The 25,332-nt window shown below is 66.9% G+C and carries 21 protein-coding genes and 1 tRNA gene; 11 read left to right on the forward strand and 11 right to left on the reverse strand.

From position 1 onward, the window contains the following. Nucleotides 1-174: 174 nt before the first annotated feature. The 5 genes from mqo to IFT71_RS08495 all read right to left on the reverse strand — a co-directional run bounded on the left by mqo (nt 175) and on the right by IFT71_RS08495 (nt 4,527). Entirely contained in the window at nt 175-1,908 is a 1,734-nt protein-coding gene (gene mqo, locus IFT71_RS08475) for a malate dehydrogenase (quinone) (RefSeq protein ID WP_192140296.1), read from the reverse strand. A 404-nt stretch (nt 1,909-2,312) separates the two neighbouring features. Continuing rightward, nucleotides 2,313-2,705, reverse strand: coding sequence for a hypothetical protein (locus IFT71_RS08480; RefSeq protein ID WP_042467029.1), 393 nt, complete (start codon nt 2,703-2,705; stop codon nt 2,313-2,315). 41 nt (nt 2,706-2,746) lie between these two features. Further along, complete coding sequence (locus IFT71_RS08485; RefSeq protein WP_042467030.1) at nt 2,747-3,205, reverse strand: hypothetical protein; 459 nt, start codon at nt 3,203-3,205, stop codon at nt 2,747-2,749. Between the two features lie 33 nt (nt 3,206-3,238). Next, entirely contained in the window at nt 3,239-4,252 is a 1,014-nt protein-coding gene (locus IFT71_RS08490) for a sigma factor-like helix-turn-helix DNA-binding protein (RefSeq protein WP_192140298.1), read from the reverse strand. 188 nt (nt 4,253-4,440) lie between these two features. Beyond that, nucleotides 4,441-4,527 (reverse strand) — tRNA-Tyr (locus IFT71_RS08495). Nucleotides 4,528-4,653: 126 nt separating this feature from the next. On the opposite strand from IFT71_RS08495, the gene IFT71_RS08500 reads away from it, so the two are divergent. Beyond that, on the forward strand, nt 4,654-6,303 hold the full coding sequence (locus IFT71_RS08500; RefSeq protein ID WP_192140300.1) for a M20/M25/M40 family metallo-hydrolase: 1,650 nt from the start codon (nt 4,654-4,656) through the stop codon (nt 6,301-6,303). 21 nt (nt 6,304-6,324) lie between these two features. Continuing rightward, complete coding sequence (gene rlmB / locus IFT71_RS08505) at nt 6,325-7,071, forward strand: 23S rRNA (guanosine(2251)-2'-O)-methyltransferase RlmB (RefSeq protein ID WP_166746262.1); 747 nt, start codon at nt 6,325-6,327, stop codon at nt 7,069-7,071. 36 nt (nt 7,072-7,107) lie between these two features. Here the strand turns inward: rlmB and IFT71_RS08510 are convergent, their stop codons facing one another. Further along, nucleotides 7,108-7,425 carry a 2Fe-2S iron-sulfur cluster-binding protein gene (locus IFT71_RS08510; RefSeq protein WP_031396278.1) on the reverse strand — a complete coding sequence of 106 codons (318 nt, stop codon included), beginning with the start codon at nt 7,423-7,425 and terminating at the stop codon, nt 7,108-7,110. 72 nt (nt 7,426-7,497) lie between these two features. Between IFT71_RS08510 and IFT71_RS08515 the strand changes: the two genes are divergently transcribed. The 8 genes from IFT71_RS08515 to IFT71_RS08550 all read left to right on the forward strand — a co-directional run bounded on the left by IFT71_RS08515 (nt 7,498) and on the right by IFT71_RS08550 (nt 19,698). Then, nucleotides 7,498-8,121, forward strand: a complete 624-nt coding sequence (locus tag IFT71_RS08515; protein WP_192140302.1) for a DNA-3-methyladenine glycosylase family protein — start codon at nt 7,498-7,500, stop codon at nt 8,119-8,121. Nucleotides 8,122-8,327: 206 nt separating this feature from the next. Continuing rightward, complete coding sequence (locus IFT71_RS08520; RefSeq protein WP_192140304.1) at nt 8,328-9,635, forward strand: Nramp family divalent metal transporter; 1,308 nt, start codon at nt 8,328-8,330, stop codon at nt 9,633-9,635. Between the two features lie 130 nt (nt 9,636-9,765). After that, nucleotides 9,766-12,192 (forward strand): glycogen/starch/alpha-glucan phosphorylase, encoded by a 2,427-nt coding sequence (locus IFT71_RS08525; protein WP_342212622.1) that lies wholly within the window; start codon nt 9,766-9,768, stop codon nt 12,190-12,192. Next, a complete protein-coding gene (glgB, locus tag IFT71_RS08530; protein ID WP_192140306.1) occupies nt 12,189-14,351 on the forward strand; it encodes a 1,4-alpha-glucan branching protein GlgB in 2,163 nt (720 codons plus the stop codon). The genes IFT71_RS08525 and glgB overlap by 4 nt, the downstream gene beginning before the upstream one ends. A gap of 59 nt (nt 14,352-14,410) precedes the next feature. Continuing rightward, nucleotides 14,411-15,673: a glucose-1-phosphate adenylyltransferase gene (gene glgC / locus IFT71_RS08535; RefSeq protein ID WP_031396272.1), complete on the forward strand. Its 1,263-nt coding sequence runs from the start codon at nt 14,411-14,413 to the stop codon at nt 15,671-15,673. Between the two features lie 43 nt (nt 15,674-15,716). Beyond that, nucleotides 15,717-17,162: a glycogen synthase GlgA gene (glgA, locus tag IFT71_RS08540; RefSeq protein WP_192140308.1), complete on the forward strand. Its 1,446-nt coding sequence runs from the start codon at nt 15,717-15,719 to the stop codon at nt 17,160-17,162. Further along, nucleotides 17,159-18,778, forward strand: a complete 1,620-nt coding sequence (locus IFT71_RS08545; RefSeq protein ID WP_192140310.1) for an alpha-D-glucose phosphate-specific phosphoglucomutase — start codon at nt 17,159-17,161, stop codon at nt 18,776-18,778. The genes glgA and IFT71_RS08545 overlap by 4 nt, the downstream gene beginning before the upstream one ends. 65 nt (nt 18,779-18,843) lie before the next feature. After that, nucleotides 18,844-19,698: an HpcH/HpaI aldolase/citrate lyase family protein gene (locus tag IFT71_RS08550; protein WP_192140312.1), complete on the forward strand. Its 855-nt coding sequence runs from the start codon at nt 18,844-18,846 to the stop codon at nt 19,696-19,698. Between the two features lie 7 nt (nt 19,699-19,705). On the opposite strand, the gene IFT71_RS08555 is transcribed toward IFT71_RS08550, so the two are convergent. From IFT71_RS08555 to IFT71_RS08570, 4 genes are read right to left on the reverse strand one after another with little or no spacing between them, the layout of a single operon-like run. Next, complete coding sequence (locus IFT71_RS08555) at nt 19,706-20,296, reverse strand: ABC-type transport auxiliary lipoprotein family protein (RefSeq protein ID WP_446740760.1); 591 nt, start codon at nt 20,294-20,296, stop codon at nt 19,706-19,708. Between the two features lie 8 nt (nt 20,297-20,304). Next, complete coding sequence (locus tag IFT71_RS08560) at nt 20,305-21,267, reverse strand: MlaD family protein (protein ID WP_031396265.1); 963 nt, start codon at nt 21,265-21,267, stop codon at nt 20,305-20,307. Beyond that, nucleotides 21,267-22,163, reverse strand: coding sequence for an ABC transporter ATP-binding protein (locus tag IFT71_RS08565; protein ID WP_031396264.1), 897 nt, complete (start codon nt 22,161-22,163; stop codon nt 21,267-21,269). The genes IFT71_RS08560 and IFT71_RS08565 overlap by 1 nt, the downstream gene beginning before the upstream one ends. Then, nucleotides 22,163-23,272: an ABC transporter permease gene (locus tag IFT71_RS08570; protein WP_031396263.1), complete on the reverse strand. Its 1,110-nt coding sequence runs from the start codon at nt 23,270-23,272 to the stop codon at nt 22,163-22,165. Before IFT71_RS08570 ends, IFT71_RS08565 begins: the two co-directional genes overlap by 1 nt. Nucleotides 23,273-23,334: 62 nt before the next feature. Between IFT71_RS08570 and IFT71_RS08575 the strand changes: the two genes are divergently transcribed. Further along, nucleotides 23,335-24,015: an HAD family hydrolase gene (locus IFT71_RS08575; RefSeq protein WP_192140316.1), complete on the forward strand. Its 681-nt coding sequence runs from the start codon at nt 23,335-23,337 to the stop codon at nt 24,013-24,015. Nucleotides 24,016-24,024: 9 nt separating this feature from the next. Here IFT71_RS08575 and IFT71_RS08580 read toward each other — a convergent pair whose 3' ends face one another. Beyond that, the gene (locus IFT71_RS08580; RefSeq protein ID WP_192140318.1) at nt 24,025-25,293 is read right to left on the reverse strand and encodes a DUF445 domain-containing protein; all 1,269 of its coding nucleotides are present in this window, start codon (nt 25,291-25,293) and stop codon (nt 24,025-24,027) included. Nucleotides 25,294-25,332: the final 39 nt, after the last annotated feature.

Consider the following 25,332-nt stretch of genomic DNA (forward strand, 5'->3'; position numbering starts at 1 on the left):
CTTCTTCTCTGCCGTCGCGCTCGCGGCCACCGTCATCTTCTGGCTATGACCAATGAGTCCTGACCCTAGCGGCGTGGATCGGATATGGGGCATTTCCCGCCAGCAGGGCCCGCGTGCGCGCCATAGCTTGCCCCTCCCCGGCAATGCCGGGGAGGGCGCGGTCGAGGACAGCTGTCAGAGGGCGAGGTCGGGGCTGCGGTCCGGCTTGACGCGCATCGCGGCGGGCCGGGGCTTGGTCGCGACATGGACCACCGGCGAGGCGATGGCGAGTTGCAGCGTCTCGGCGGTATTGCCCCAGTGATCGGCGAGCAGTTCGGGATGCTCGTTGAGCTTGATGCCGTAGCTCGGCACGATCTCGCGGATCTTGGCCTGCCAGCCGGCAGTCGACAGCCGGTTCGGAAACACCTTCTTGAGCAGGTCGAGCATGATCGACGGCGCGGTCGACGCACCGGGCGACGCGCCGAGCAGCGCCGCGATCGAGCCGTCCTTCGACGCGACGATCTCGGTGCCGAGCTTCAGCACGCCGCCCTTTTCAGGATCGCGCTTGATGATCTGCACGCGCTGGCCCGCCTGCCACAAGCGCCAGTCGCCGTCCTTGGCGCCGGGGAAATATTCGCGCAGCGCCTCCATCCGGTCGGCATCCGACATGATCAGCTGCCCTGCGAGATATTCGACCAGCGCGAAATCGTCCCAGCCGACCGCGACCATCGGCCGGAAATTGTCGATCGTCACCGATGCCGGCAGATCGAAATAGGACCCCTGCTTCAGGAACTTGGTCGAGAAGGTCGCGAACGGTCCAAACAGCAGCGCCTGCTTGCCGTCGAGATAGCGGGTGTCGAGATGCGGGACCGACATGGGCGGTGAGCCGACCGCGGCCTTGCCGTAGACCTTGGCGAGATGGCGGTGCGTGATCTCGGGCTTGTCCGCGACCAAGAAGGAGCCGCCGACCGGGAAGCCGGCATAATCGTCCGCCTCGGGGATGCCCGACTTCTGCAGGATCGGCAGTGCGCCGCCACCCGCGCCGGCAAAGACGAAGCGCGCATTGATGACCTGCTTGTCGTCGGTCTTCATGTCGCGCGCGGTGACTTCCCAGCCGCCCTTGGCGTTGCGCTCGAGCGACCGGACCTCATGCCCCGTCGTCAGCGTGAAGTTCGCCTGCTTGTCGAGCGCGGCGATATATTGCCGAGTCACCGCACCCCAGTCGCAATCCGTGCCGAGCGGCGAGCGGGTCGCTGCAAGCGGCAGCGACGCGTCGCGGCCCTGCATCATCAGCGGCACCCATTTGGCGATCTGGGCGCGGTCGGTGGAGAACTCCATGCCCGAGAAGAGCGGACTGGCGCCCAGCGCTTCCCAGCGCTTGCGCAGGAAGGCGACATTGGCGTCGCCCCAGACGAGGTTCATGTGCGGGGTCGAGTTGATGAACGTCCGCGGTGCGCCGAGCATGCCGGCCTTGACCTGGTGGCTGAGAAACTGGCGCGTGACCTGGAACTGCTCGTTGATCTCGACCGCCTTGGCGATCTCGACACGGCCGTCGGCCGCATTGACCGGCGTGTAGTTGAGTTCACACAGCGCCGAATGGCCGGTGCCCGCGTTGTTCCAGCCGCCCGAGCTCTCTTCGGCGACCTTGTCGAGCCGCTCGACCAGCTCGATCGTCCAGCTCGGCTCGAGCTGGCGCAGCAGCACGGCGAGCGTCGCGCTCATGATGCCGCCGCCGATCAGCAGCACGTCGACCGAGCGTTCCGTCGTCGCGGCCTGCGCCGACGACAGGGGGACCATGGCGGAGGACCCCGCGACGCCCGCAACGATCGCCGAGCCTAGAAGATTGCGGCGCGTTACGCCCGTGCCGGCCGCCGGAGCGTCGCCTGACTGCTCGGCGGTCCGCGTGTCGTCGTTCGATCCAATTCGCACTATGATGCCTTTTTCGTTACCGCCTGCCCGCCCCCGATCCCGGCCCCCGAGGGGCGGAGACGGCTAAGGGCGCATCGCCGGATGATGGATGGGCTGCGCAGGATCGGCCGAAAGACGCACAGAAGCGATCGACCGAGCACAACCGTTGCTCAAAGTCCTCGCCCATTTGCCGGAATTTATTGGGAGGCCCGCAAACCAGTAAAATTGACGGGTATCCGAGACTTACATGCCATCGCAGGCGCAATTTTTCAAGCTTTGGATGGCGGATGGCCGGATCGGGGCCCGCCATGCGCGCCGGATCGAGCCGTGCGGCAGCGGCCGCGAAGACGCCCGGTCGGCGCCGGCCGCAGGCATCTTGTTCGTTCGTCCGTCAAGCTCGACCGGTCACCCGGCCGGCATGAGGATCAGCAATCCACCAGACCCGCGAGCAGATCGCTCATCCGCTGACGCCCGACGACCGACAGCTGGATATGCGATCGTCGACCGTCATTCTTGTCGCGGGTCCGCAGGACGAGACCCGCCTCCTGCAGGATCGCAAGGTAGCGCAGCGCCGTCGCCGAGGGCGCCCGCGCGCCGATGCACACCGCGGACACGCTGAGCTGACGCCCCTCGTGATGCGAGATGAACAGGTCGAGCAGCATGTCCCAGGCGGGTTCGGAGAACAGGTCCGCACCGAATGCCGCGTCGCGCTGGCGACGCAGTTCGTACAGATGCTTGGCAGCGCTCACCAGGCGGGCGGGATCGACGGCGGCGGGTGCAAGAGCCGGCCCGGGCCGTGCGCCGTTCAAGAGTCGCATGAAAGGAATGGCATAAGACATTTAAAGCCTCAGATGCAGGGCTAAGGAAGGGTCGGGTCCTGGCGGCTCCAGTCGAGATCCCAGCCTCGCGACCGGACCCGTCTGGCATGCCGCATCGTTCCGACGGCGAGCAGCAGGACGATGGGGTAGCTCCACATGACCGACAGGACCGCATAAGCGAGCCGGATCACGTCGGGGTTGATCGCCCGGGCCAGATGCGCCCCGGTCCCCAGTGCATGGAGCGCGGTGACCCAGGCCGGCCAGAACCGATCGGCGTGCAGCGTGATGGCGATCATCACGCCGAGCAGGACGATGTCGACGGTCATGATACCGATCTCGACGTCGACGAACTCGCCTGCGCCAAGCTGGTGAAACATCCGCGTGGCCAGTGCCGCGAGCAGCAGGGCAAGCCCGGTCAGCCGCTCGGGGGCACCGCCACGCCAGAATGCATAGCCGGTCGCCGCCAGTTGCAGCGCGTTGAAGATCCAGACGCGGTCCACGTTATCGGGTCAAGCGATCCACCGGCCGCGTCGTCAGGCGGCAACGACGAGGTGCAGTCGCGCATCGTCGCGCAAAGCCCCTTCGTTGGGCGGACACTCGCCCTCGTCACCATAGGCATAAAAGGCACCGAGGCCGATTTCGCTGCGTACCGCGACCAGCGCCCGGTGCGCGTCGACGAAGCGCTGGCGGGCCTTGATCAGATCGGACGATGCATCCGCGACGAGTTGCAGCGCGGCGATCCCGGTCGCGACCGGCAATCTTGCCGCCGCACGCTGCTGCAACAAGGTCGCGACGCAGGAAGCAGCGAGCGACGCGGCCTGGTCGACCGCTGCCTCTGCCTTCAGAAAGTCCGCGGTAACCCTGTCGGTTGCCTGACGACGTTCCTTCAACATGTCGAATTTCCCACCCCAGCGCGACGAATGCTCAACCCGGGGAGAGGCGGCGCTGCCGCGAACCTGCCTGAACAGGCTCGTCATGGTCATCGTCATCGTCACCAGCGCCACCGTGGTGATCGCCAGCAACGCCATGAGCCCGACCAGTCGGATCAGCCTGTCCCCCTTGGACAGGCGGTTCCGCGCCGCTCCCTCCGGTCCGCCTCCGGGCGTCATCCCCATGAAGCGGCGGACGAGCCCCCATGGATCGTCCTGGCCGACCTGTGGCGGATGCGACGGCGCGCGCGCTACGTCGATTGGTTCGGATGGGAGCCGATCATACGTCGCGACCAGCAGGTCGGACGACGGCGTTGGCGACGTCCCGTCCTCCGTCCTGTCGTTCGCAGCGCGGGGCGCGGGCGTGGCGGAGGGCATGACGCGGGGCTCTGCGGGCGCGTCGATATCCCCGGCGGTTTCGTGCCGTTGCAACAGCCGCGCAGCCTCGAACCGCGACCCCGCGCCCAGCACCTGAACCGCGCGTTCGATCCGCTTGTCGATCGCCGACGGCGACACGCCGAGCAGCGCTGCGATCTCCTTCGAATTGTGATGCGTCAGGACCAGTCGAAGACAGGCCCGTTGCGCTTCGGTCAGGAGATCAATGCGGCTGGCAGACATAGACCTACATTAACCGCAATTCCGCGGTTAGGCATCCCTGTTTGAGGCGCGCCGAATGCCGTCGCGGGACGCGTTTTCGCGCATAATGTCCGCACGACATCCCGGCACAGATCTGAAGGTTGTGAGGTTCGCGCCTGGCCTTGCTACCGGCGAAGGACCAAAGCTTGGACGGTGATACCGCAAAGCTTTGGTGGACAGGGCTGGATTCGAACCAGCGTACGGGAAACCCGGGCAGATTTACAGTCTGCTGCCTTTAACCACTCGGCCACCTGTCCAAAGGGGCCACTCTTTCGAGCGAGGCGGCTCAATGGCGAAGCTTGTCGGTGCTGTCAACGCGGGTTGCGCCAACTTCCGCCCCCGCATAGCCTTTCATGCATAAAAAATTGCCCAGGGGGACCTTCATGCACCAATCGCGTCCGTGCCGACTTGCCATTTTCGCCGCAACCGTAACGATCATCGCGCTCAGCCCCGCGGCCGCCAAGGAGCGTGGCGGCACCGCAAAGCCTGATCAACCCATGGTCAACCGCATCATCGACGAAGGGACCAATCACAGCCAGGTCATGGTGACAGTCCAGCATCTGACCGACGTGATCGGCCCGCGGCTCACCAATTCGCCGTCGATGCGCACGGCGGAGGCGTGGACGCAGCGCCGCTTCGCCGACTGGGGCCTCACGAATGTCCACAAGGAAGGGTTCGCATTCGGTCGCGGCTGGTCGATCGAACGGTCGAGCGTGCGGATGACGACCCCGCGGGTGGTGCAGCTGACCGCGATTCCCATTGCCTGGACTCCCGGCACGAACGGCACCGCGCTGAGCGCGCCCGTGATCGTCGCACCGATGGCGCGCGAGCGCGACTTCGCGAAATGGCGCGGCAAGCTCAGCGGCAAGATCGTGATGCTCACGCGGCCCGGCACCGGCGACGAACCCGCCGAGCCCGCGTTCAGGCGACTGAGCGGCGAGGATATCGCCAGGCTCGACCGGTTTCAGCAGCCGAATTACGACCCCGATGCCGCCGACCGCCGAATGAAGCGGCTCGATTTCTCGAAGAAACTCGATGCGTTCCTGAAGGGTGAAGGCGCGGTCGCGACCGCGACGATGGCCTATCACGACGGCAAGCTGGTCAGCGGCGAAGGCTATCTGTTCGGTGTCGGCGACACGCCTGCGCTGCCGGGCGTGCAGATCGCCGCGGAGGATTACCGCCGCCTCGCCCGGCTTGCCAAGGCAGGCCCCGCCCCGACGCTCGAGATCGTCAGCGACGTCCGCTTCGACGACAGCGATGCGCAGGCGTACAACATCATCGCCGACATTCCCGGGACCGATCCGAAGGCCGGCTATGTCATGGCGGGCGCGCATCTCGACAGCTGGGTCGCCGCGGACGGTGCCGCCGACAATGCGGCGGGCTCGGCGATGATCATGGAGGCCGCACGGATCCTGGCCGCAACCGGCGTCCGCCCGAAGCGGACGATCCGGTTCGCGCTCTGGTCGGGCGAGGAGCAGGGCATTCTCGGTTCGATGGCCTATGTCACCCGCCATCTGGCGACACGCGGCAGCCCCAACGACCCGCCGCAGACCGGGATGCAGAGCTATTACGGCTTTTCGCAGAAATGGCCGATCACCCCGCTGCCGGGCCATGCCGACCTCGCCGCCTATTTCAACATCGACAATGGCTCGGGCAAATTGCGCGGGCTCTATGCGGAAACCAACCCCGCGGTCGTGCCGATCTTTCGCGACTGGCTCAGCCCGTTCGCATCGATGGGCGCGTCGAACGTCGTCCTGCGGCCGACCGGCGGCACCGATCACGTCTTCCTGCAACAGGTCGGCGTGCCGGGGTTCCAGTTCATCCAGGATCCGCTCGATTATGGCAGCCGGATCCATCATACGTCGGCCGACACCTTCGATCACCTGAAGGCCGAGGACATGCGCCAGGCGTCTATCGTGCTCGCATCGGTGTTGCTCAGCGCGGCGAATGCGGACAAGGCGCTGCCACGCACGCCACTGCCGACCAAGCCGGTGGTGACCGACCCTTATGGATATAGCGATGACGATGACTGATATGATGACGGGAGCGCTCTGATGGCAGCACGCAAGGGCCACCGGCCGAGCAAGGCCCCCGCGGGGCGTCCGCGCTTCTGGGGCAAGCATGCGGTGGGCGCAGCGCTCGCCAATCCCGAACGCACGGTGCGCAAGATCATGGGCACACGCGAGGCGCTGGCCGGGTTCGACCTGCCCGCGGCCGTGCCGGTGACCTTCGCCGAGGCCACCGATCTCGCGCGACTGGTGCCGGGCGACGCCCCGCATCAGGGCGTGGTGATCGAGGTCGAACCGCTCGAGGACATGTGGCTCGCCGACCTGCTCGAGCATGGCAAGGACGACAACCGTCCGCTCGTCATCCTCGACGGCGTGACCGATCCGCACAATGTCGGCGCGATCCTCCGCTCGGCGGCGGCGTTCGATGCGCTCGGCATCGTCACCCCCGACCGCAACGCACCGCCCGAATCGGGCACGATCGCACGCGCCGCGTCGGGTGCGCTCGAGACGGTGCCGTGGATCCGCGTGGTGAACCTCGCCCGCGCGCTCGAGGAAATCGCCGAAGCCGGGTTCTGGCGTATCGGCCTGACCGGCCATGCGACACAGACGCTGTCCGAGGCGATGGGCACGCAGCGCATCGCGATCGTGCTCGGTGCCGAGGGCGAGGGCATGCGCAAGAACACCGAGGATCACTGCGACGAACTCGCCAAGCTCCCCATCTCGGAAAAGGTCGAGAGCCTCAACGTCTCGAACGCCGCCGCGATCGCGCTCTACGCGGTCACGACGCGCTGAACGTCCCCCTCTCCCCCGCGGGGGAGAGGGACCGGATCAATCCTCGGCGGCGATCCGGACCTTCAACCCGTCGAGCGCGTCGGTCATGTCGATCTGGCACGACAGCCGCGAATAGTCGTCGCGGTCGCTGGTCGAATCGAGCAGGTCGTTCTCGTCCTCGCTCATCGGCTTGAGTTTGGCCGCAAATTCCGGGTCGACATGGACGTGGCAGGTGGCGCAGGAGCAGCAGCCGCCGCACAAAGCGAGGATCTCGTCGATCCCGGCGTCGCGGATGACTTCCATGACCGAAAGACCCGTTTCGCCCATGAGCTCGCGTTCTTCCCCGTCCCGCGTCACGACGATAAGCTTGGGCATGCTGTCCTCCGAAAAACCGTGCGCGGTCCATGCCGCGCGCCGCCGCCCCGATCAAGCTGCAAGGTTCGCGTCATGGGCCTGAACGCCGACCAGTTGCAGGCTGCCATGACCGCGCTGTGTGCGATCGAACCCGCCTTCGCGGTGGCGGTCGCGAACAAGGGCCACCCTGCCCCGCGGATCAGCGAGCGCGGCTTCGCGACCTTGCTTCGCACCATCCTCGGCCAGCAGGTCAGCGTCGCCTCCGCGCAATCGGTCTGGAACAAGCTCGACGCGCTTGTCGGCGGTGCCGCGGACCCCGCCAACATCGCCGCCGCCAGCGACGAAACGCTGCGCAGCGCGGGGCTGTCGCGGCAGAAACTCGGCTATGCCCGCAGCCTCGCCGACGAGGTGACGAGCGGCCGCCTCGACCTGACGAACCTGCCCGCCGACGACGAGGAGGCGATCGCCGCGCTGGTCCGGGTCAAGGGAATCGGCCGCTGGTCGGCGGAGATCTACCTGCTGTTCGCCGAGGGCCGCACCGACATCTGGCCCGCGGGCGACCTCGCGGTCCAGATCGAGATCGGCCGCATCCTCGGCCACGACGCCCGCCCGAGCGAGAAGCTGACCCGCGAACTCGCCGAAGCCTGGCGCCCGCACCGCGGCGCGGCAGCGATCTTCCTCTGGCACCATTACCAGGCCGACATGAAGGTCGTCTGAGCGCGGCCTTGCACGAGGCCATGCACCCCCTCCCGTCATCCTGACGAAAGTCAGGATCCAGAGCCCAGCAGCCCGGCGCTCATAACCCTGGATCCTGACTTCCGTTAGGATGACGGGAGCAAGAAGAGCCGCGCGCCGCCCGCCCGATACCCGCCTGCCAACCGAACCGCTTGTCCCCCCCGCTCCCATCCGGCAAAGCACCCGCGATGCCGCCGCCCAGCTCCGCCCTCGCCCATTCGCTGTCCGACAGCTATCGCACCGTCGCGATCCCCGAAGGCGCGCCGTTCTGGCGGCGGCTGTTCGCGTTCGTCGGGCCGGGCTATCTCGTCGCGGTCGGCTATATGGATCCGGGCAACTGGGCGACCGACATCGCCGGCGGCTCGGCATTCGGCTACACCCTCCTGTCGGTCGTTTTGCTGTCCAATCTGATGGCGATGGTGCTTCAGGCGCTGTCCGCACGGCTCGGCATCGTCGCCGGGCTCGATCTCGCCCAGGCCTGCCGCGCGCATTATTCGAAGCGCGTTTCGGTCGTGCTCTGGTTCCTGTGCGAGATCGCGATCATCGCCTGCGATCTGGCCGAAGTGCTCGGCACCGCGATCGCGCTCAAACTGCTGTTCGGTCTGCCGCTGGTCTGGGGTGTCGTGCTCACCGCGCTCGACGTGTTCCTGATCCTCGCGCTGCAACGCTTCGGCTTCCGTAAGCTCGAGGCGTTCATCGTCGCACTGCTCGTGATCATCGCCGGCTGCTTCATCTTCGAGCTGTTCCTCGCGCGGCCCGACATGGCGGGCGTGCTCGGCGGGCTGGTGCCGACGACCGAGATCGTCACCAACCCGGCGATGCTCTATATCGCGATCGGCATCCTCGGCGCGACGGTGATGCCGCACAACCTCTATCTCCACTCGTCGATCGTCCAGACGCGCGCGTTCGCGGCGACCGAGGCGGGCAAGCGCGACGCGGTGACGATGGCGACGATCGATGGCACGATCGCGCTCGGCCTCGCCTTCTTCATCAACGCCGCGATCCTGATCCTCGCGGCCGCCACCTTTCACGTCGCGGGGCGCACCGACGTCGCCGATATCGACCAGGCGCATGCGCTGCTCGCGCCGATGCTCGGCATGGGGGCTGCGAGCGTCGTGTTCGCAGTCGCACTGCTCGCCTCGGGCCAGAATTCGACCGTGACGGGCACGCTCGCCGGCCAGATCGTGATGGAGGGATTCCTCGACCTGCGCATGCCCGTCTGGGCGCGGCGGCTCGTCACGCGGCTGCTCGCGATCATCCCCGCGGTATTCGTGGTCGGCGCGGCGGGCGATGCGGGTGCGACGCGGCTGCTGGTGCTGAGCCAGGTCGTGCTGAGCCTGCAGCTCCCCTTCGCGGTCGTGCCGCTCGTCAAGTTCACCGGGGACGCGCGAATCATGGGATCGCTGGTCAGCCCGGTCTGGCTGAAAGCGCTCGCCTGGGTCATCGCCGCGGTCATTATCGGCCTCAACGCGACGCTGCTGATCGGCATGCTCTGAGATAAACTGACATGGATCAGGGGATGCACGGCTAACTGGCCGATCGCGTCCCGCGACCTCGCAAGTCCGCGTGACAAAGGTGTCCGCGCGGCTAGGATCACCGGTGACGACAACGAGATCCGGAATTCGCGTGACCGCAAACCCCGCCCTGCAGCGCTCCGTCCAGACGCTGGCCGATTCGATCCTCGACACGCTCGTCCACCGGATCGGCAAGGATGCGCAGGCCGCGCTTCCGCACGACTGGCTCGCGGCAACGATCCTCACCGTGCGCAACGACATCGTTGAACGCTGGATGGCGTCGACTAAGGCGGCGCATGCGGCGGGTGCCAAGCGCGTCTATTATCTCAGCCTCGAATTCCTGATCGGCCGGCTACTGCGCGATGCGGTGACGAACCTGCAACGCAGCGGCGAGGTGTCGCGGGCGCTCGCGCTGCACGGCGTCGACCTTGCCGCGCTTGAGGAGATCGAGCCCGATGCGGCACTCGGCAATGGCGGGCTCGGGCGGCTGGCGGCGTGCTTCATGGAGAGCATGGCGAGCCTCGCGCTCCCTGCTTACGGCTATGGCATCCGCTATGTGAACGGCATGTTCCGCCAGCGGATCGACGATGGCTGGCAGGTCGAGATGCCCGAAAGCTGGCTCGCGCACGGCAATCCCTGGGAGTTCGAACGCCGCGAGAGCGCCTATTTCATCGGCTTCGGCGGCGAGGTGATCGCGACCGACAGCGGCCAGGTTCACTGGAGTCCCGCCGAGGCGGTCGAGGCGATGGCGGTTGACACCCCCGTCGTCGGCTGGCGCGGCGAACACGTCAACACGCTGCGGCTGTGGACCGCGCGCGCGTTCGATCCGATCAAGCTCGACCGGTTCAACGCGGGCGACTTTTCCGGTGCGCTCGCCGACCAGCTCCGCGCCGAGACGCTCACGCGCGTGCTCTATCCCAATGATTCGACCGCCGCGGGGCAGGAACTGCGGCTGCGGCAGGAGTATTTCTTCTCGTCGGCCTCGATCCAGGACATCGTCCGCCGCCACATCCAGTATTTCGGCGACATCCGCACGCTGCCCGACAAGGCCGCGATCCAGCTGAACGACACGCACCCCGCGGTGTCGGTCGCCGAGCTGATGCGGCTGCTGATCGACCATCACGAATTCGCGTTCGACGAGGCATGGAAGATCACGCGCGCGACCTTCGGCTACACCAACCACACGCTGCTGCCCGAGGCGCTGGAGAGCTGGCCGTTGCCGCTGTTCGAGCGGCTTCTGCCGCGCCACATGCAGATCGTCTACGCGATCAACGCAAGGCTGCTGCGCGAGGCACGCGGGGTCACAGGGATAGACGACCGCGCGATCGCCGCGATCAGCCTGATCGACGAGGGTGGCGAGCGGCGCGTGCGGATGGCGAACCTCGCCTTTGCCGGATCGCACAGCGTCAACGGCGTCGCGGCGCTGCATACGCAGCTGATGAAGAAGACGGTCTTCGCCGATCTTCACCGCCTCTATCCGACGCGGATCAACAACAAGACCAACGGGATAACCCCGCGCCGCTGGCTGCAGCAGTGCAATCCGGGCCTCACCACGCTGATCCGCGACGCGATCGGCGACGGCTTCCTTGATGATGCCGAACGGCTGATCGATCTCGATGTTTTTGCCGACGATTCCGCGTTCAGGGAGCGGTTTTGGGCGGTGAAGCGTTCGAACAAGGTGGCACTGGCAAATCATATCAAGGGCAGCATGGGGTTGCGCATAGACCCCGACGCGCTGTTCGACGTGCAGATCAAGCGCATTCACGAGTATAAGCGCCAGCTGCTCAACATCATCGAGACGGTCGCGCTGTACGACCAGATCCGCAGCCATCCCGAACGCGACTGGACGCCCCGCGTGAAGCTGTTCGCGGGCAAGGCGGCGTCGAGCTATCACAACGCGAAACTCGTCATCAAACTGGCGAACGACGTCGCGCGGCGGATCAATTCGGACCCGTCGGTCGGTGGACTGTTGAAGGTCGCGTTCCTGCCCAACTATAATGTGTCGCTCGCGGAGCAGATCATCCCCGCCGCCGATCTCAGCGAACAGATCTCGACCGCGGGGCTCGAGGCGTCGGGCACCGGCAACATGAAGTTCGCGATGAACGGCGCGCTGACGATCGGCACGCTCGACGGCGCGAATATCGAGATCAAGGACCGGGTCGGCGACGACAACATCTTCATCTTCGGGATGACCGCGGACGAGGTCGAGGCGAAGCGCGCATCGGGCTATGATCCGCGCAGCGTGATCGACGGGTCGAACGAGCTCTGCCAGGCGGTCTCGGCGATCGCCTCGGGCGTATTCTCGCCCGATGATCGTCAGCGCTACGCCGGACTGATGGGCGGACTGTACGAGGGCGACTGGTTCATGCTCGCCGCCGATTTCGACAGCTATGCCACCGCGCAGCGCAGCGTCGACACGCGCTGGAACGATCGCGACGCTTGGGTCGCCTCGACCGTGCGCAACGTTGCGCGTGTGGGCTGGTTCTCGTCGGACCGGACGATCCGTGAATATGCCCGCGATATCTGGACGGTAATGTGAAGCCACCCGAAGGCGCCATCGTTGCCCTGCTGGAGGGGCGTCACGACGATCCCTTCTCGCTCCTTGGCGTGCATGCCGGCCCCGGCGGCACGTTTGCGCGCGCCTGGCTGCCGGGTGCGACGACCGCCGAGGCGCATGCGCTCGACGGCACGACGCTCGGCACCCTCCCCCGGATCGACGATCGCGGCCTGTTCGAAGGCCCGATCGACGGCGATCCGCAACCGGTGAAATATCACGCCGAGGGCGGCGGCACGGACTGGTGGGTGACCGACCCGTACAGCTTCGGTCCGGTGCTCGGCCCGATCGACGACCTGCTGATGGCGGAGGGCAATCACCACCGCCTCCATGATAAGTTGGGCGCGCACCTGATCGAGCACGAAGGCGCGCCGGGCGTGCATTTCGCGCTCTGGGCCCCCAATGCGCAGCGCGTCTCGGTGGTCGGCGACTTCAACGACTGGGATGGCCGCCGCCATGCGATGCGCAGGCGCGGCGATGTCGGCGTCTGGGAGATCTTCATCCCCGACATCGCCGAATATCGCGCGTATAAATACGAGATCGTCGGCCCCGACGGCCGGCTCCAGCCGCTGAAAGCCGATCCCTTCGCCTTTGCCAGCGAGCTGCGTCCCGCGACCGCATCGATCACCCGCACGCTCGCGCATGAATGGGCGGATACGAGCCACCGCAAACACTGGGCCTCGGTCGATCCGCGCCGCGTGCCGATCAGCATCTACGAGGTGCATGCCGGATCGTGGGACCGCGATGCCGAGGGCTGGTTCCTGACCTGGGATGCGCTCGCCGACCGGCTGATCCCCTATGTGGTCAAGATGGGCTTCACGCACATCGAGTTCATGCCGATCAGCGAACACCCCTATGATCCGAGCTGGGGCTATCAGACCACCGGGCTCTATGCGCCGTCCGCGCGGTTCGGCGATGTCGAGGGGTTCGCGCGGTTCGTCGACGGTGCGCATCTGGCGGGGATCGGCGTGCTGCTCGACTGGGTGCCTGCGCACTTCCCGACCGACGCGTTCGGGCTCGCGCACTTCGACGGTACCGCGCTCTACGAACATGAAGACCCGCGGCTCGGCTTCCACCCCGACTGGAACACCGCGATCTACAATTTCGGGCGGCGCGAGGTGTCGTCCTTCCTCGTCAACAACGCGCTGTTCTGGGCCGAGCGCTATCATATCGACGGGCTTCGCGTGGATGCGGTCGCGTCGATGCTGTACCGCGATTATTCGCGCGAGGCGGGCGAATGGATCCCCAACGACACCGGCGGGCGCGAGAACTGGGAGGCGGTCGCCTTCCTGCGGGACATGAACCGCGCGGTGTATGGCCAGCATCCCGGCATCTTCACGATCGCCGAGGAATCGACCTCATGGCCGGGCGTCTCCGCGCCGGTCGGCGACGACGGCAAGAGCGGCGGCCTGGGCTTCGGGTTCAAGTGGAACATGGGCTTCATGCACGACACGCTCCAGTACATGGCGCGCGATCCGCTGCACCGGAAGCATCATCACGGCGAGATCAATTTCGGCCTCGTCTATGCGTTCAGCGAGAATTTCGTCCTGCCGCTCAGCCATGACGAGGTCGTCCACGGCAAGGGATCGCTGCTGACCAAGATGCCCGGCGACGACTGGCAGCAATTCGCCAATCTGCGCGCCTATTACGCGTTCATGTGGGGCTATCCGGGCAAGAAATTGCTTTTCATGGGGCAGGAGTTTGCGCAGCGCCGCGAATGGTCCGAAGGCCGCGCGCTCGACTGGTGCCTGCGCAACAGCCGCAGCCATGAGGGCATCCGCAACCTCGTCCGCGATCTGAACATAGTCTATCGCGACAAGCCCGCGCTTCACGCGCGCGATTGCGAGGCCGACGGCTTCGAGTGGCTGATCGCCGACGACGCCGCCAATTCGGTCTTCGCCTGGCTGCGCAAGGCGCCCGGCGCGAAACCGGTCGCCGTCATCGCCAACATGACGCCGATCGCGCGCGCGCCCTACCGCATCCCGCTGCCGCTCGACGGTCGCTGGTGCGAGATCATCAACAGCGACGCGCATGAATATTGGGGCAGCGGGCTCGGCAACCTCGGCGGCGTGGTCGCGGAGGACGGTGCGGCTTGGGTCACCTTGCCCCCGCTCGCGACGATCATGCTCGAGTTTGAGGGCTGAGACGGAACAAGCCGCGGGTAACGGGGCGTTATACGGCGGACGATTAGGGAGAGACGGACATGGTTGAACGGCGGGGACAGCCACTGGCGCGCGACGCAATGGCGTATGTGCTGGCCGGTGGTCGCGGCAGTCGGTTGATGGAGCTGACCGATACCCGCGCAAAACCCGCGGTATATTTCGGCGGCAAGGCGCGGATCATCGATTTCGCTCTGTCGAATGCGATCAACTCGGGCATCCGCCGGATCGGCGTCGCGACCCAGTACAAGGCGCATTCGCTGATCCGCCATCTTCAGAGCGGCTGGAACTTCCTGCGCTCCGAACGCAACGAGAGCTTCGACATCCTGCCCGCCTCGCAGCGGATCAGCGAGTTTCAATGGTATGAGGGCACCGCCGACGCGGTCTACCAGAATATCGACATCATCGAGAGCCACGCCCCCGAATACATGGTCATCCTGGCCGGCGATCACATCTACAAGATGGATTACGAGCTGATCCTGCAACAGCATTGCGAGACCGGTGCGGACGTCACGATCGCCTGCCTCGAAGTGCCGCGGATGGAGGCGGTCGGCTTCGGCGTGATGGCGGTCGACGAGCATGACAATGTCACCGCGTTCGTCGAGAAGCCAGCCGATCCGCCCGCGATCCCGGGCAATCCGGACATCGCGCTGGCGTCGATGGGGATCTACGTCTTCCATACCAAGCTGCTGTTCGACGAATTGCGCCGCGATGCCGAGACGCCGGGATCCGCACGCGATTTCGGCAAGGACATCATCCCCTACCTCGTCAAGCACGGCAAGGCGGTCGCACATCGCTTCTCCGACAGCTGCGTCCGCTCGGGCAGCGAGGTCGAGGCCTATTGGCGCGACGTCGGCACGGTCGACGCCTATTGGGAGGCCAATATCGACCTCACCGACGTGGTGCCCAAGCTCGACCTCTACGACCGCAGCTGGCCGCTCTGGACCTATTCGGAGGTCACCCCGCCGGCCAAGTTCGTCCATGCCGATGATGGACGCCGCGGCGAGGCGGTGTCGAGCCTCGTTTCGGGCGACTGCATCATCTCGGGATCGTCGATCCACCGTAGCCTGATCTTCACGGGCACGCGTGCGCACAGCTATTCGATGCTCGATCAGGCGGTGATCCTGCCGCATTGCGAGATCGGCCGCGGCGCGCGCCTGTCGAAGGTTGTGGTTGATCGCGGCGTCGTCATCCCCGACGGGCTCGTCGTCGGGGAAGATGCCGAACTCGACGCGCAGCGTTTCCGCCGCACTGACAGCGGCGTGGTGCTCGTAACCAAATCCATGATCGACCGGCTGATCGCGTGAGGGTGTATACGACGCTTTCTCGATCAGGACAGGGGCCCGGCTGATGCGTGTTCTCTCGGTAGCGTCAGAAGCCTATCCGTTGATCAAGACCGGTGGCCTTGCGGATGTCGTCGGCGCGCTGCCCGCGGCGCTTGCGCGTCACGGCGTCGCGATGACGACCTTCCTTCCCGGCTATCCCGCGCTCACCGCGGTCATGCGGACGGCAAAGGTCGTCCACCGCTACACCGACCTGCTCGGCGTCGAGGCGCGGATCCTCATGGCGAACATCGGCGACCATCCGCTGCTGATCCTTGACGCGCCCGGCCTGTTCGCGCGCGGCGGCGGTCCGTATGGCGACACGACCGGCGCCGACTGGGTCGACAACTGGCTGCGCTTTGCCGCGTTCAGCCGGGCCGCCGCCGACCTCGCCTCGGGCGTCGTCGACGGCCAGCAGTTCGACATCCTCCATGCGCATGACTGGCAGGCGGCGATGGCGCCGGCCTATCTGCGCTACGCCCCCGGTCCGGGCGCGCCGGCGAAGACGATCGTCACCATCCACAATATCGCCTTCCAGGGCCGCTATGGCGCAGAGATCTTCGCCGACCTCGCGCTGCCCGACGCGGCGTTCGCGCTCGACGGGATCGAATATTATGGCGGCGTGGGCTTCCTGAAGGCCGGGCTCGAGGCTGCCGATGCGATCACCACGGTCAGTCCGACCTATGCCGCCGAGATCCGTCGCGGCGAATTCGGCATGGGCCTCGAAGGGCTGATCAACGTCCGTGCCGATCGACTGACGGGGATCGTCAACGGCATCGATCCCGCGGTCTGGAACCCCGCCACCGATGCCGCGCTGCCGTCGCGCTACACCGCGCGCACGCTCACCCGCCGCCGCATCAACAAGCGTGCGGTCGAGACGCTGTACGGCCTCGACACCGGCGACGGCCCGATCTTCACCGTCATCAGCCGGCTCACTTGGCAAAAGGGCATGGACGTCCTCGTCGCGGCGATCGACGAGCTGGTGGCGCTCGGCGGCCGGCTCGCACTGCTCGGGTCGGGCGATAGCGCGCTCGAACACGCCTTTGTCGCCGCTGCCGAGCGGCATCCGGGCCGGGTCGGCGTCCGCATCGGCTATGACGAGCCGGTCTCGCATCTGCTCCAGGCGGGTGCCGATGCGATCCTGATCCCGTCGCGGTTCGAACCCTGCGGCCTGACGCAACTCTACGGGCTGGCTTATGGTTGCATCCCCGTCGTCGCGCGCACCGGCGGCCTGGCCGACACGGTGATCGACGCGAACGAGGCGGCGGTCGCCGCAGGCGTCGCTACCGGTATCCAGCATGACGGCATCACGCCCGAAGCGCTCAGCCATGCGTTGCGCCGAACGATCGCGCTCTATGCACGCCCCGATCGCTGGGCCATGTTGCAGCGCAATGCGATGCGCGCGGACTTCTCGTGGGACGAGAGTGGCCGGCGTTATGCGACCCTGTATTCGAGCCTCGTGGAGCCGACATGATCCGTACCGTTACAAGCACGCCCTATACCGACCAGAAGCCGGGCACATCCGGTCTGCGCAAGAAGGTGAAGGTCTTCCAGCAGGCCAATTATGCCGAAAACTTCGTCCAGTCGGTGTTCGACGTGGTCGAGGACAAGGCCGGCGCGACGTTGGTGATTGGTGGCGACGGCCGCTTCCTCAACCGCGAGGTGATCCAGGTCGCGATCCGCATGGCGGCCGCGAACGGCTTTGGTCGCGTGATCGTCGGGCGTGGCGGCATCCTGTCGACGCCCGCCGCCAGCCACATGATCCGCAAACGTGGCGCGATCGGCGGGCTGGTCCTGTCCGCCAGCCACAATCCCGGTGGTCCCGACGAGGATTTCGGGATCAAGTACAACATCGCCAATGGCGGTCCCGCGCCCGAATCGATCACCGACGCGATCAACGCGCGCACGCTCGAGATCGACCGCTGGCTGACCGTCGACGCGGCCGACATCGATCTCGACCAGGACGGTGAGGTCATGGTCGGCGACATGCCCGTCGAGGTGGTCGATCCGGTCGAGGACTATGCCGCGCTGATGGAGACGCTGTTCGACTTCGACGCGATCCGCGCTGCCAAGCTGACGATGGCGTTCGACGCGATGAGCGCGGTCACCGGGCCCTATGCGACCGAGATCCTCGAACGCCGCCTGGGCTTTGCCGCGGGCACGGTGCGCAATGGCACCCCACTGCCCGATTTCGGTGGGCATCACCCCGACCCCAACCTCGTCCACGCGCATGAGCTGTACGAGACGATGATGGCGCCCGACGCCCCCGATTTCGGTGCGGCATCGGACGGCGATGGCGACCGCAACCTGATCATCGGCCGCCACCGCTTCGTAACCCCGTCGGACAGCCTCGCGATGCTGGCGGCAAACGCGCACCTCGCCCCCGGTTATGCGGGTGGCCTCAAGGGCATCGCCCGCTCGATGCCGACCAGCGCGGCCGCCGACCGTGTCGCCGAGGCGCTCGGCATCCCCGCGTACGAGACGCCGACCGGCTGGAAGTTCTTCGGCAACCTGCTCGATGCCGGCATGGCGACGATCTGCGGTGAGGAAAGCGCCGGGACCGGCTCCGATCATGTCCGCGAGAAGGACGGCTTGTGGGCCGTGCTCCTGTGGCTCAACATCCTTGCCGTCCGCGGCGAGAGCGTCGACGCGATCGCGCGCGATCACTGGGCGAAGTACGGCCGCAACTATTACGCCCGCCACGATTACGAGGGCATCGAGACCCCGCGCGCCGACGCGCTGATGGCCGCGTTGCGCGCCAGCCTCGCCACCCTGCCCGGCAAGCAGTTCGGTGATCTCACCGTCGAGACCGCGGACGAGTTCGCCTATACCGACCCGACCGACGGCTCGATCAGCCGCAACCAAGGCGTCCGCATCCTGTTCGCGGGCGGCAGCCGCGTCGTGTTCCGTCTCTCGGGCACCGGCACCACCGGCGCGACGCTTCGCGTCTATCTCGAACGCTATGAGCCCGTCGGCGGTAATCTCGACCGCGAAACCGGCGACATGCTGGCGAGCATCGTCGCGGCGGCCGAGTCGATCGCGGGGATCGCGCAGCACACCGGCCGCAGCGCACCCGACGTCGTCACCTGATCGCGTCGCCCGCGGCAGGCAGGCCGGGGTTCAAACCCCGGCCATAGTCTTCTAGGCTGGGCGTCATGATCCTTCGCCGTCGCCGCAGCGCGCTCTACATGCCCGCCTCCAACCCCCGCGCCATCGCCAAGGCCCGCAGTCTGGCCTGCGACGTCGTGATCCTCGACCTCGAGGATGCGGTGGCGCCCGACGAGAAGGCGGCGGCGCGCGACCGTGTCGTAGCCGAGGTCGGCACGGGGGGTTTCGGCACGCGCGAACTGGTGGTGCGGATCAACGCGCTCGATACCCCATGGGGTGCCGACGACATCGCCGCGCTACGCGGTATCGGCGTCGATGCGGTGCTCGTGCCCAAGATCTCCGGCGCCGTCGATCTTGCCGACGTCCGCGCCGCACTGGGTACCGACGGGCCACCGATCTGGGCAATGATCGAGACCTGTGGCGGCGTGCTCGAACTCCCGGCGATCGCTCGTGCGGCCGCGGGATCGCGGCTCACCGCGCTGATTGCCGGCACCAACGACCTCGCCAAGGAGCTGCGCTGCCGCCCGGGCGTCGATCGAATGCCACTCATCCCCGCGCTGATGGCGATCGTGACGGCCGCGCGCGCGGCCGGGCTGGTGGCGCTGGACGGCGTCTGCAACGCGCTCGACGATCCGGCGCGCCTCGCCGCCGAAGCCGAACAGGGCGCTGGTCTCGGCTATGACGGCAAGACGCTGATCCATCCGGCGCAGATCGCGGCGGCGAACACCGCGTTCGGCCCCACCCCCGACCAGCTCGAATGGGCGCAGACGGTGGTCGCGGCGTTCGCGGACGGCGCCACTGCGGACAAGGGCGCGATCCGGCTAGACGGTCAAATGGTCGAACGACTTCACCTCGCCGAAGCTGAGGCGATGCTCGCACAGGCGGGTCAGCCCGCGGGCTGACCCTGGCTCAGCGCGGGCGACCGACCCAGTCCGCGACCTGCTGTGCGACGCTATTGGCCGCGGTGTTGATCCCCGCCGCCGCGGACGGCGCATCGATCGCCGCGACCGGGACGCGCGCCTCGAAGCGACGCTTCTCGACCGACTGCATCCCTGCCCGCGTCAGCGAGGCATCGAACGTCACGACCGCCTCGCGCGTCGTCGCGTCGAGGCCGAAATTGCGCAGTTCCCCGCCCAGCATTGCACTCGGATCACCGACGGCCTGGACCGTCGACAGCACGACCATCCCGGTGCGCGCCGCGACCGTGTCGGACATCAGTCGCGCGAACAGTCGCGCGGGCGGCTCGGCCCATTGCGCGTCCTTCACATAGGCGATCGACGTTGCGGTCGCCTGCACCGGCACGCGCGCGGTCGCCAGCGCTTGCGGCACGGTCGGCACCTGCAGTGTGATCGACTTCGACGTCGCCGAATTCTGGTTCTGCCCGACCGCGACCGCGGACTGCGCCGTCAGCGTCAGCAGGGTCGGCGGCGGTGCGGCACCAAAGCTGATGCAGGCGCTGAGCGGCAGCGCCGCGAGGAGGATGAACAGCGGTGTCTTCATGGCGGTCATCACTTACCCTTATAGTCCGGAAGCTTCTGCTGCCCGACGAGCGAGCCTGCCCCCTGCTGGTCGACACGTTCGGCGACCGAGGACAGCGCCGCGGCGGTGGTGCGCAGATCGTGGACGAGGCGGTTGGCTTCGGGAATTGTGGTCTTCGAGAAGGCCTGCAGCCCGGGCCGCGCGTCGCCGATCGCCGCGTTCAGCGTTTCGGCGCTGGTCTGTGCCGACTGGATCGCCTTGTTCAGATTGGCCATCGCCGGTTTCACGTCTTCGGAGAGCACCCCGTTGGTGGTCTGCGCGAGCACGCCGAACTGCTGCGCGGCATCGCCCGCCTGCTGGATCGCGACCCGCGTCTGCGCCAGCGTCGCGGCGATTTCCGGCCCGCGATCGGCCAGCGCATCGGTCAGGCGATTGGTGTTCTCGAGGATCCCGGCGATCGACGCCTGGTTACGATCGGTCAGCAGTCCGGTCAGCCGCTCGGTCAGCGTCGACAGACGCTCGAGCAACTGCGGCGCCGAATTGAGGATCGCGCCAAGGCCACCCTGCTTGGTCGGGATGACCGGCACGCCGTACGGGCATGGCTGGCCGTTCGAATCCGGGCAGCCGACCGCGGGCGCACCCTTGCGCGCGCCATCGAGCGATACCTGGCTGACGCCGGTGAACCCGACGCCCGAGATGGACGCGGTCGTGCCCTGGAGCACCGGCGTCTCCTCGTTCACGCTGATGCGGACGCGCACGAACTGCGGGTCGTTCTTCCACAGCGAGATCGACTTCACCTGCCCCGATGGCACGCCCGAAAAGGTCACAGCGGAGCCGCGCGCCAGACCATCGACCGACTGGCGGAAGAAGATGTCATATTCCTTCTCTTCCGTGCCACCGAGCCGCGCGATCCACACGGTGAACAGCGCGAGCATCGCCAGCAGGATCAGCACGACGGCGCCGACAAGGACATGGTTCGAACGGGTTTCCATCAGAGCGTCCTTGCTTCTTTCTCGGCATATGTCGCGTCGGCGTCGTCCGGCGCGGACTGCTTGGACTGGACTTCGGTCGGGTGGGCATCGGCAACCGCGTCGGCGCTGCGATGCGCCTCCTTGGTCGCCACCGCGGCGCGGCCGCGCGGTCCCTTGAAATATTCCTCGATCCACGGATGGTCGAGCGCGAGCAGTTCGTCGATCGTGCCGACCGCGATCACCTTCTTGTCGGCGAGCACCGCGACCCGGTCGCAGATCGCGTAGAGCGTATCGAGGTCGTGCGTGATCAGGAAGACGGTCAGGCCCAGCGTCTTCTGCAACGACTGAGTCAGCGAATCGAACGCCGCCGCGCCGATCGGGTCAAGCCCGGCGGTCGGCTCGTCGAGGAACAGCAGCTCGGGGTCGAGCGCGAGCGCGCGCGCGAGCCCGGCGCGCTTCTTCATGCCCCCCGACAGTTCGGCGGGAAACTTGTTCGCGGCATCCGCGGGCAGGCCGGTCATCACGACCTTATACGCGGCGATCTCGGCGAGCAGCGCGGGCGGCAGGTCGGGATAGAATTCGCGCAGCGGCACTTCGACATTTTCGGCGACCGTCAGCGTCGAGAACAGCGCGCCACCCTGGAACAACACGCCCCAGCGCTTGCGGATCTCGGTCGCCTCGGTCTCCTCGCGGCCGATATTCGATTCCCCGAACACCGTGATCGCGCCCTCGGCGGGCGTCTGCAGCCCGATGATCGAGCGCATCAGCACCGACTTGCCGGTCCCCGACCCGCCGACCACGCCGAGGATCTCGCCACGCCGGACGTCGAGGTCGAGACCGTCATGCACGACCGAATCGCCGAACTCGTTCCTCAGCCCCTTTACGGAGATAATGCTGTCGTCAGTCTTGCGGGCCATCAGTCCCAGCCGATCCAGGTGAAGAATACCGCGAAGAACGCGTCGAGCACGATGACGAGGAAGATGCCCTGCACCACCGCCGAGGTCGTGCGCAGCCCGACCTGTTCGGCGTCGGCCTCGACCTGCATGCCCTGGAAACAACCCGCGACCGCGATGATCGCCCCGAACACCGGGGCCTTGATCAGCGCGATGTACAGATCGGTGATCGGCACGACCTCGCGGATCCGGGCGATGAAGGTGACGGGCGGGATGCCGAGCTGGATCCAGCACAGCAGCCCACCGCCGATGATCGCGATCAGCGACGCATAGAAGGCGAGCAACGGCATCATCACGATCGCCGCCAGCACGCGCGGCAGGACCAGCGCCTCCATCGGCGACACCCCGATCGTCCGCATCGCGTCGATCTCTTCGGTCAGCTTCATCGTGCCGAGCTGCGCCGCAAAGGCGGAGCCCGACCGGCCCGCGACCATGATCGCGGTCATCAGCACGCCGAGTTCGCGCAGTGTCAGCCGCCCAACCAGATTGATCGTGAACACCTCTGCGCCGAACTGGCGGAGCTGGACCGCACCCTGCTGCGCGATGACGACGCCGATCAGGAAGCTCATCAGCCCGACGATGCCGAGCGCGGCGATGCCGACGACCTCGAAGCGCTGGACGACCGCGTTGAAGCGGAAGCGCTTGGGGTGGCGAATGACGCTGCCAAAGGCGATCGTCGTCGCGCCCAGAAAGGCGAGCAGGCCGAGCATCGTCCGGCCGGTCAGGACGACTGCGTCGCCGATCTCGCCCAGCACGCGCTTTACCGAACCGACCGGCTTGCCGCGTGCCGCCAGCGGCTGGTCGGAGGCGACGACCTGGTCGAACAAATTCTGGCCGTCGGCATCGAGCCCGTCGATCGTCGCGTCGTTGCGTGCGGCGAAGCGGTGGACGATCCAGGCGCCGATCGTGTCGATCCGGTCGACCTGGCTCAGGTCGACCCGCTTGATCGACGCGGCATCAACAGCCTCGAGCCGATCGGGAAGATTTCCGATGTTGGCGAGCGACAGATCGCCGGTGAAGCGAAGCGTACCCGTGTCGGCACCGTCCTGCTGAAAATCGGCCATCGCGCTCATCGGCGGCACCTTTGCGGCAAACGGACTGGATCGGCAAGACGAATGCTGTGTAAGCCGGCCCAATGACCCAGCTTCTCGCCATCTACGACATGGACAAGACGATCACCCACGCGCCGACCTGGACGCCGTTCCTGATCCACACCACGCGGACCGGCGGCGCGCCGTGGCGACTCGCGCTGGTGCCGGTCGCGGCGCTCGCGGCGGCGGGATATCTCGCCAAACTGATGAGCCGGGGCCGCCTGAAGCACATCATGCAGCGGATGATGCTCGGCAAGACGCTGACCCCGGCGCAGGAGCGTCGTGCCGCCGAGGCGTTCGCCGACCGCGTGATGCGCAACGGTGTCTTCGCCGCCGCGCTCCGTCAGATCGAGGCGGATCGCGCAGCGGGATACAGGCTGGTGATGGCGACCGCTTCCTACCGCTTCTACGTCGAGTCGATCGCCGAACGGCTCGGCTTCGATGCGGTGATCGGTACCGAGAGCCTGCGCGACGCGAACGGCCATCTGCTCGCCGGCATCGACGGCGAGAATTGCTACGGCCCCGCCAAGCTCGCGATGATCGAGCGCTGGATGGCGCGTGAGGGGATCGCGCGGCACGATGCGCATGTCCGCTTCTATTCGGACCATGTCTCCGATGCGCCGACCTTTGCCTGGGCCGACGAGCCGTTCGCGGTCAACGCGCATGGTCCGCTCCGCCTGCTGGCAAAGGCAAAGGGCTGGCCGATGCCCGACTGGGAGCGATAACCGGGGCGACTAGAGGATCCGGTCGACGGTGTGGATCACCAGGCCGACGAGGCCGCCCACGATCGTGCCATTGACGCGGATATATTGCAGGTCGCGACCCACCGCATTCTCCAGCCGGCTGGTGATCGTCTCCGCATCCCAGCCGCGTACGGTCTCCGACACGAGCCGGACGATCCCGTCGCCATAATCCGCCGCGATGCCGACGACCGCGCGGCGGACGAACCGGTTGATCGTATGCGACAGCCGCGGATCGTGGAGCAGCGTCTCGCCGAGCTGGCGCAGCACGTCGCCTAGCTTGCCCGCCATCGCCCGCTCGGGATCGCGCGCGATCGCCAGCAGCGCGCCGCGCGCCTGCTCCCACAGACCGTCGAGCCAGCGCTGCATCGCGGGGTTATCGAGCAGGTCGTTCTTCATCGCCTCGACCCGCTCGCGCATGCGGCGGTCATATTGCAGGTCCCAGGCCAGCCGCTCGAGCGCTTCCTCCGCTTTTAGCCGCAACGGGTGCTGGGGATCCTCTGCCATCTCCGCGAGCAGGCGGTCGAACCCGTTGATCAGCTTGTCCGCGACCGTGGTGTCGAGCCCCGTCCAGCGCAGGATCGAACCCGACTTCTCATGCACCATCGCGCGGACGAGATGGTCGTTCGCGGCGAGCGTGACCGATGCCCAGCGGATCGCCGCCTCGAGCAGCGGGGCGTGACGACGTTCGGCGATCGCGGCCTTGAGCAGCTGGCCGAGGATCGGCGATATCTCGGTCTGGCGCAGCCTTGCGCGGATGCCGGCCTTCACCATGCCGCCGAGCCGCGCGGGGTCGAGGCCTTCGAGAATCTGCGCGACCAGCTTCGACGCGCCCGACCGGAACCGTCCCCCTGCCCCTTCGGGCGGATCGGTCAGCCAGTGTGCGATCGCGCCCGCGACGTCGAGCCGCCGCATCCGGCGCGAGATGACCGAGGGTAGCAGGAAGTTGTCGCGCAGGAATATCGCGAGGGTGTCACCGATCCGGTCCTTGTTCCGCGGGATGATCGCGGTGTGCGGGATCGGCAACCCGAGCGGATGGCGGAACAGCGCGGTGACTGCAAACCAGTCCGCGAGTCCGCCGACCATCGCCGCCTCGGCAAAGGCCCGGACGAAGCCGATCGCAGGGTGCCGGTCGACCAGCGCGCGGCTGATCAGGAACACGACCGCCATAAGCACCAGCAGCCCGGTCGCGACGATCCGCATGCGAATGAGAGCCGGGTTGGTTGCTTCCTTGGCCGGGCGCACGCGGGAATTCGATGTCATGTCCGAAACAATCCCCGAGCGCAGGGATAGTTCACCCGT

This window comes from Sphingomonas sp. CFBP 13733 (assembly GCF_014841795.1).
GTDB classification, from domain to species: Bacteria; Pseudomonadota; Alphaproteobacteria; order Sphingomonadales; family Sphingomonadaceae; genus Sphingomonas; species Sphingomonas aerolata.

Coding starts and splice junctions, on each gene's coding strand:
- IFT71_RS08480 (WP_042467029.1), bottom strand. CDS start 2,705: ATGCGACTCTTGAACGGCGCACGGCCCGGGCCGGCTCTTGCACCCGCC.
- IFT71_RS08490 (WP_192140298.1), bottom strand. CDS start 4,252: ATGTCTGCCAGCCGCATTGATCTCCTGACCGAAGCGCAACGGGCCTGT.
- IFT71_RS08500 (WP_192140300.1), top strand. CDS start 4,654: ATGCACCAATCGCGTCCGTGCCGACTTGCCATTTTCGCCGCAACCGTA.
- rlmB (WP_166746262.1), top strand. CDS start 6,325: ATGGCAGCACGCAAGGGCCACCGGCCGAGCAAGGCCCCCGCGGGGCGT.
- IFT71_RS08510 (WP_031396278.1), bottom strand. CDS start 7,425: ATGCCCAAGCTTATCGTCGTGACGCGGGACGGGGAAGAACGCGAGCTC.
- IFT71_RS08515 (WP_192140302.1), top strand. CDS start 7,498: ATGGGCCTGAACGCCGACCAGTTGCAGGCTGCCATGACCGCGCTGTGT.
- IFT71_RS08520 (WP_192140304.1), top strand. CDS start 8,328: ATGCCGCCGCCCAGCTCCGCCCTCGCCCATTCGCTGTCCGACAGCTAT.
- glgC (WP_031396272.1), top strand. CDS start 14,411: ATGGTTGAACGGCGGGGACAGCCACTGGCGCGCGACGCAATGGCGTAT.
- glgA (WP_192140308.1), top strand. CDS start 15,717: ATGCGTGTTCTCTCGGTAGCGTCAGAAGCCTATCCGTTGATCAAGACC.
- IFT71_RS08545 (WP_192140310.1), top strand. CDS start 17,159: ATGATCCGTACCGTTACAAGCACGCCCTATACCGACCAGAAGCCGGGC.
- IFT71_RS08550 (WP_192140312.1), top strand. CDS start 18,844: ATGATCCTTCGCCGTCGCCGCAGCGCGCTCTACATGCCCGCCTCCAAC.
- IFT71_RS08555 (WP_446740760.1), bottom strand. CDS start 20,296: ATGAAGACACCGCTGTTCATCCTCCTCGCGGCGCTGCCGCTCAGCGCC.
- IFT71_RS08560 (WP_031396265.1), bottom strand. CDS start 21,267: ATGGAAACCCGTTCGAACCATGTCCTTGTCGGCGCCGTCGTGCTGATC.
- IFT71_RS08565 (WP_031396264.1), bottom strand. CDS start 22,163: ATGGCCCGCAAGACTGACGACAGCATTATCTCCGTAAAGGGGCTGAGG.
- IFT71_RS08570 (WP_031396263.1), bottom strand. CDS start 23,272: ATGAGCGCGATGGCCGATTTTCAGCAGGACGGTGCCGACACGGGTACG.
- IFT71_RS08575 (WP_192140316.1), top strand. CDS start 23,335: ATGACCCAGCTTCTCGCCATCTACGACATGGACAAGACGATCACCCAC.
- IFT71_RS08580 (WP_192140318.1), bottom strand. CDS start 25,293: ATGACATCGAATTCCCGCGTGCGCCCGGCCAAGGAAGCAACCAACCCG.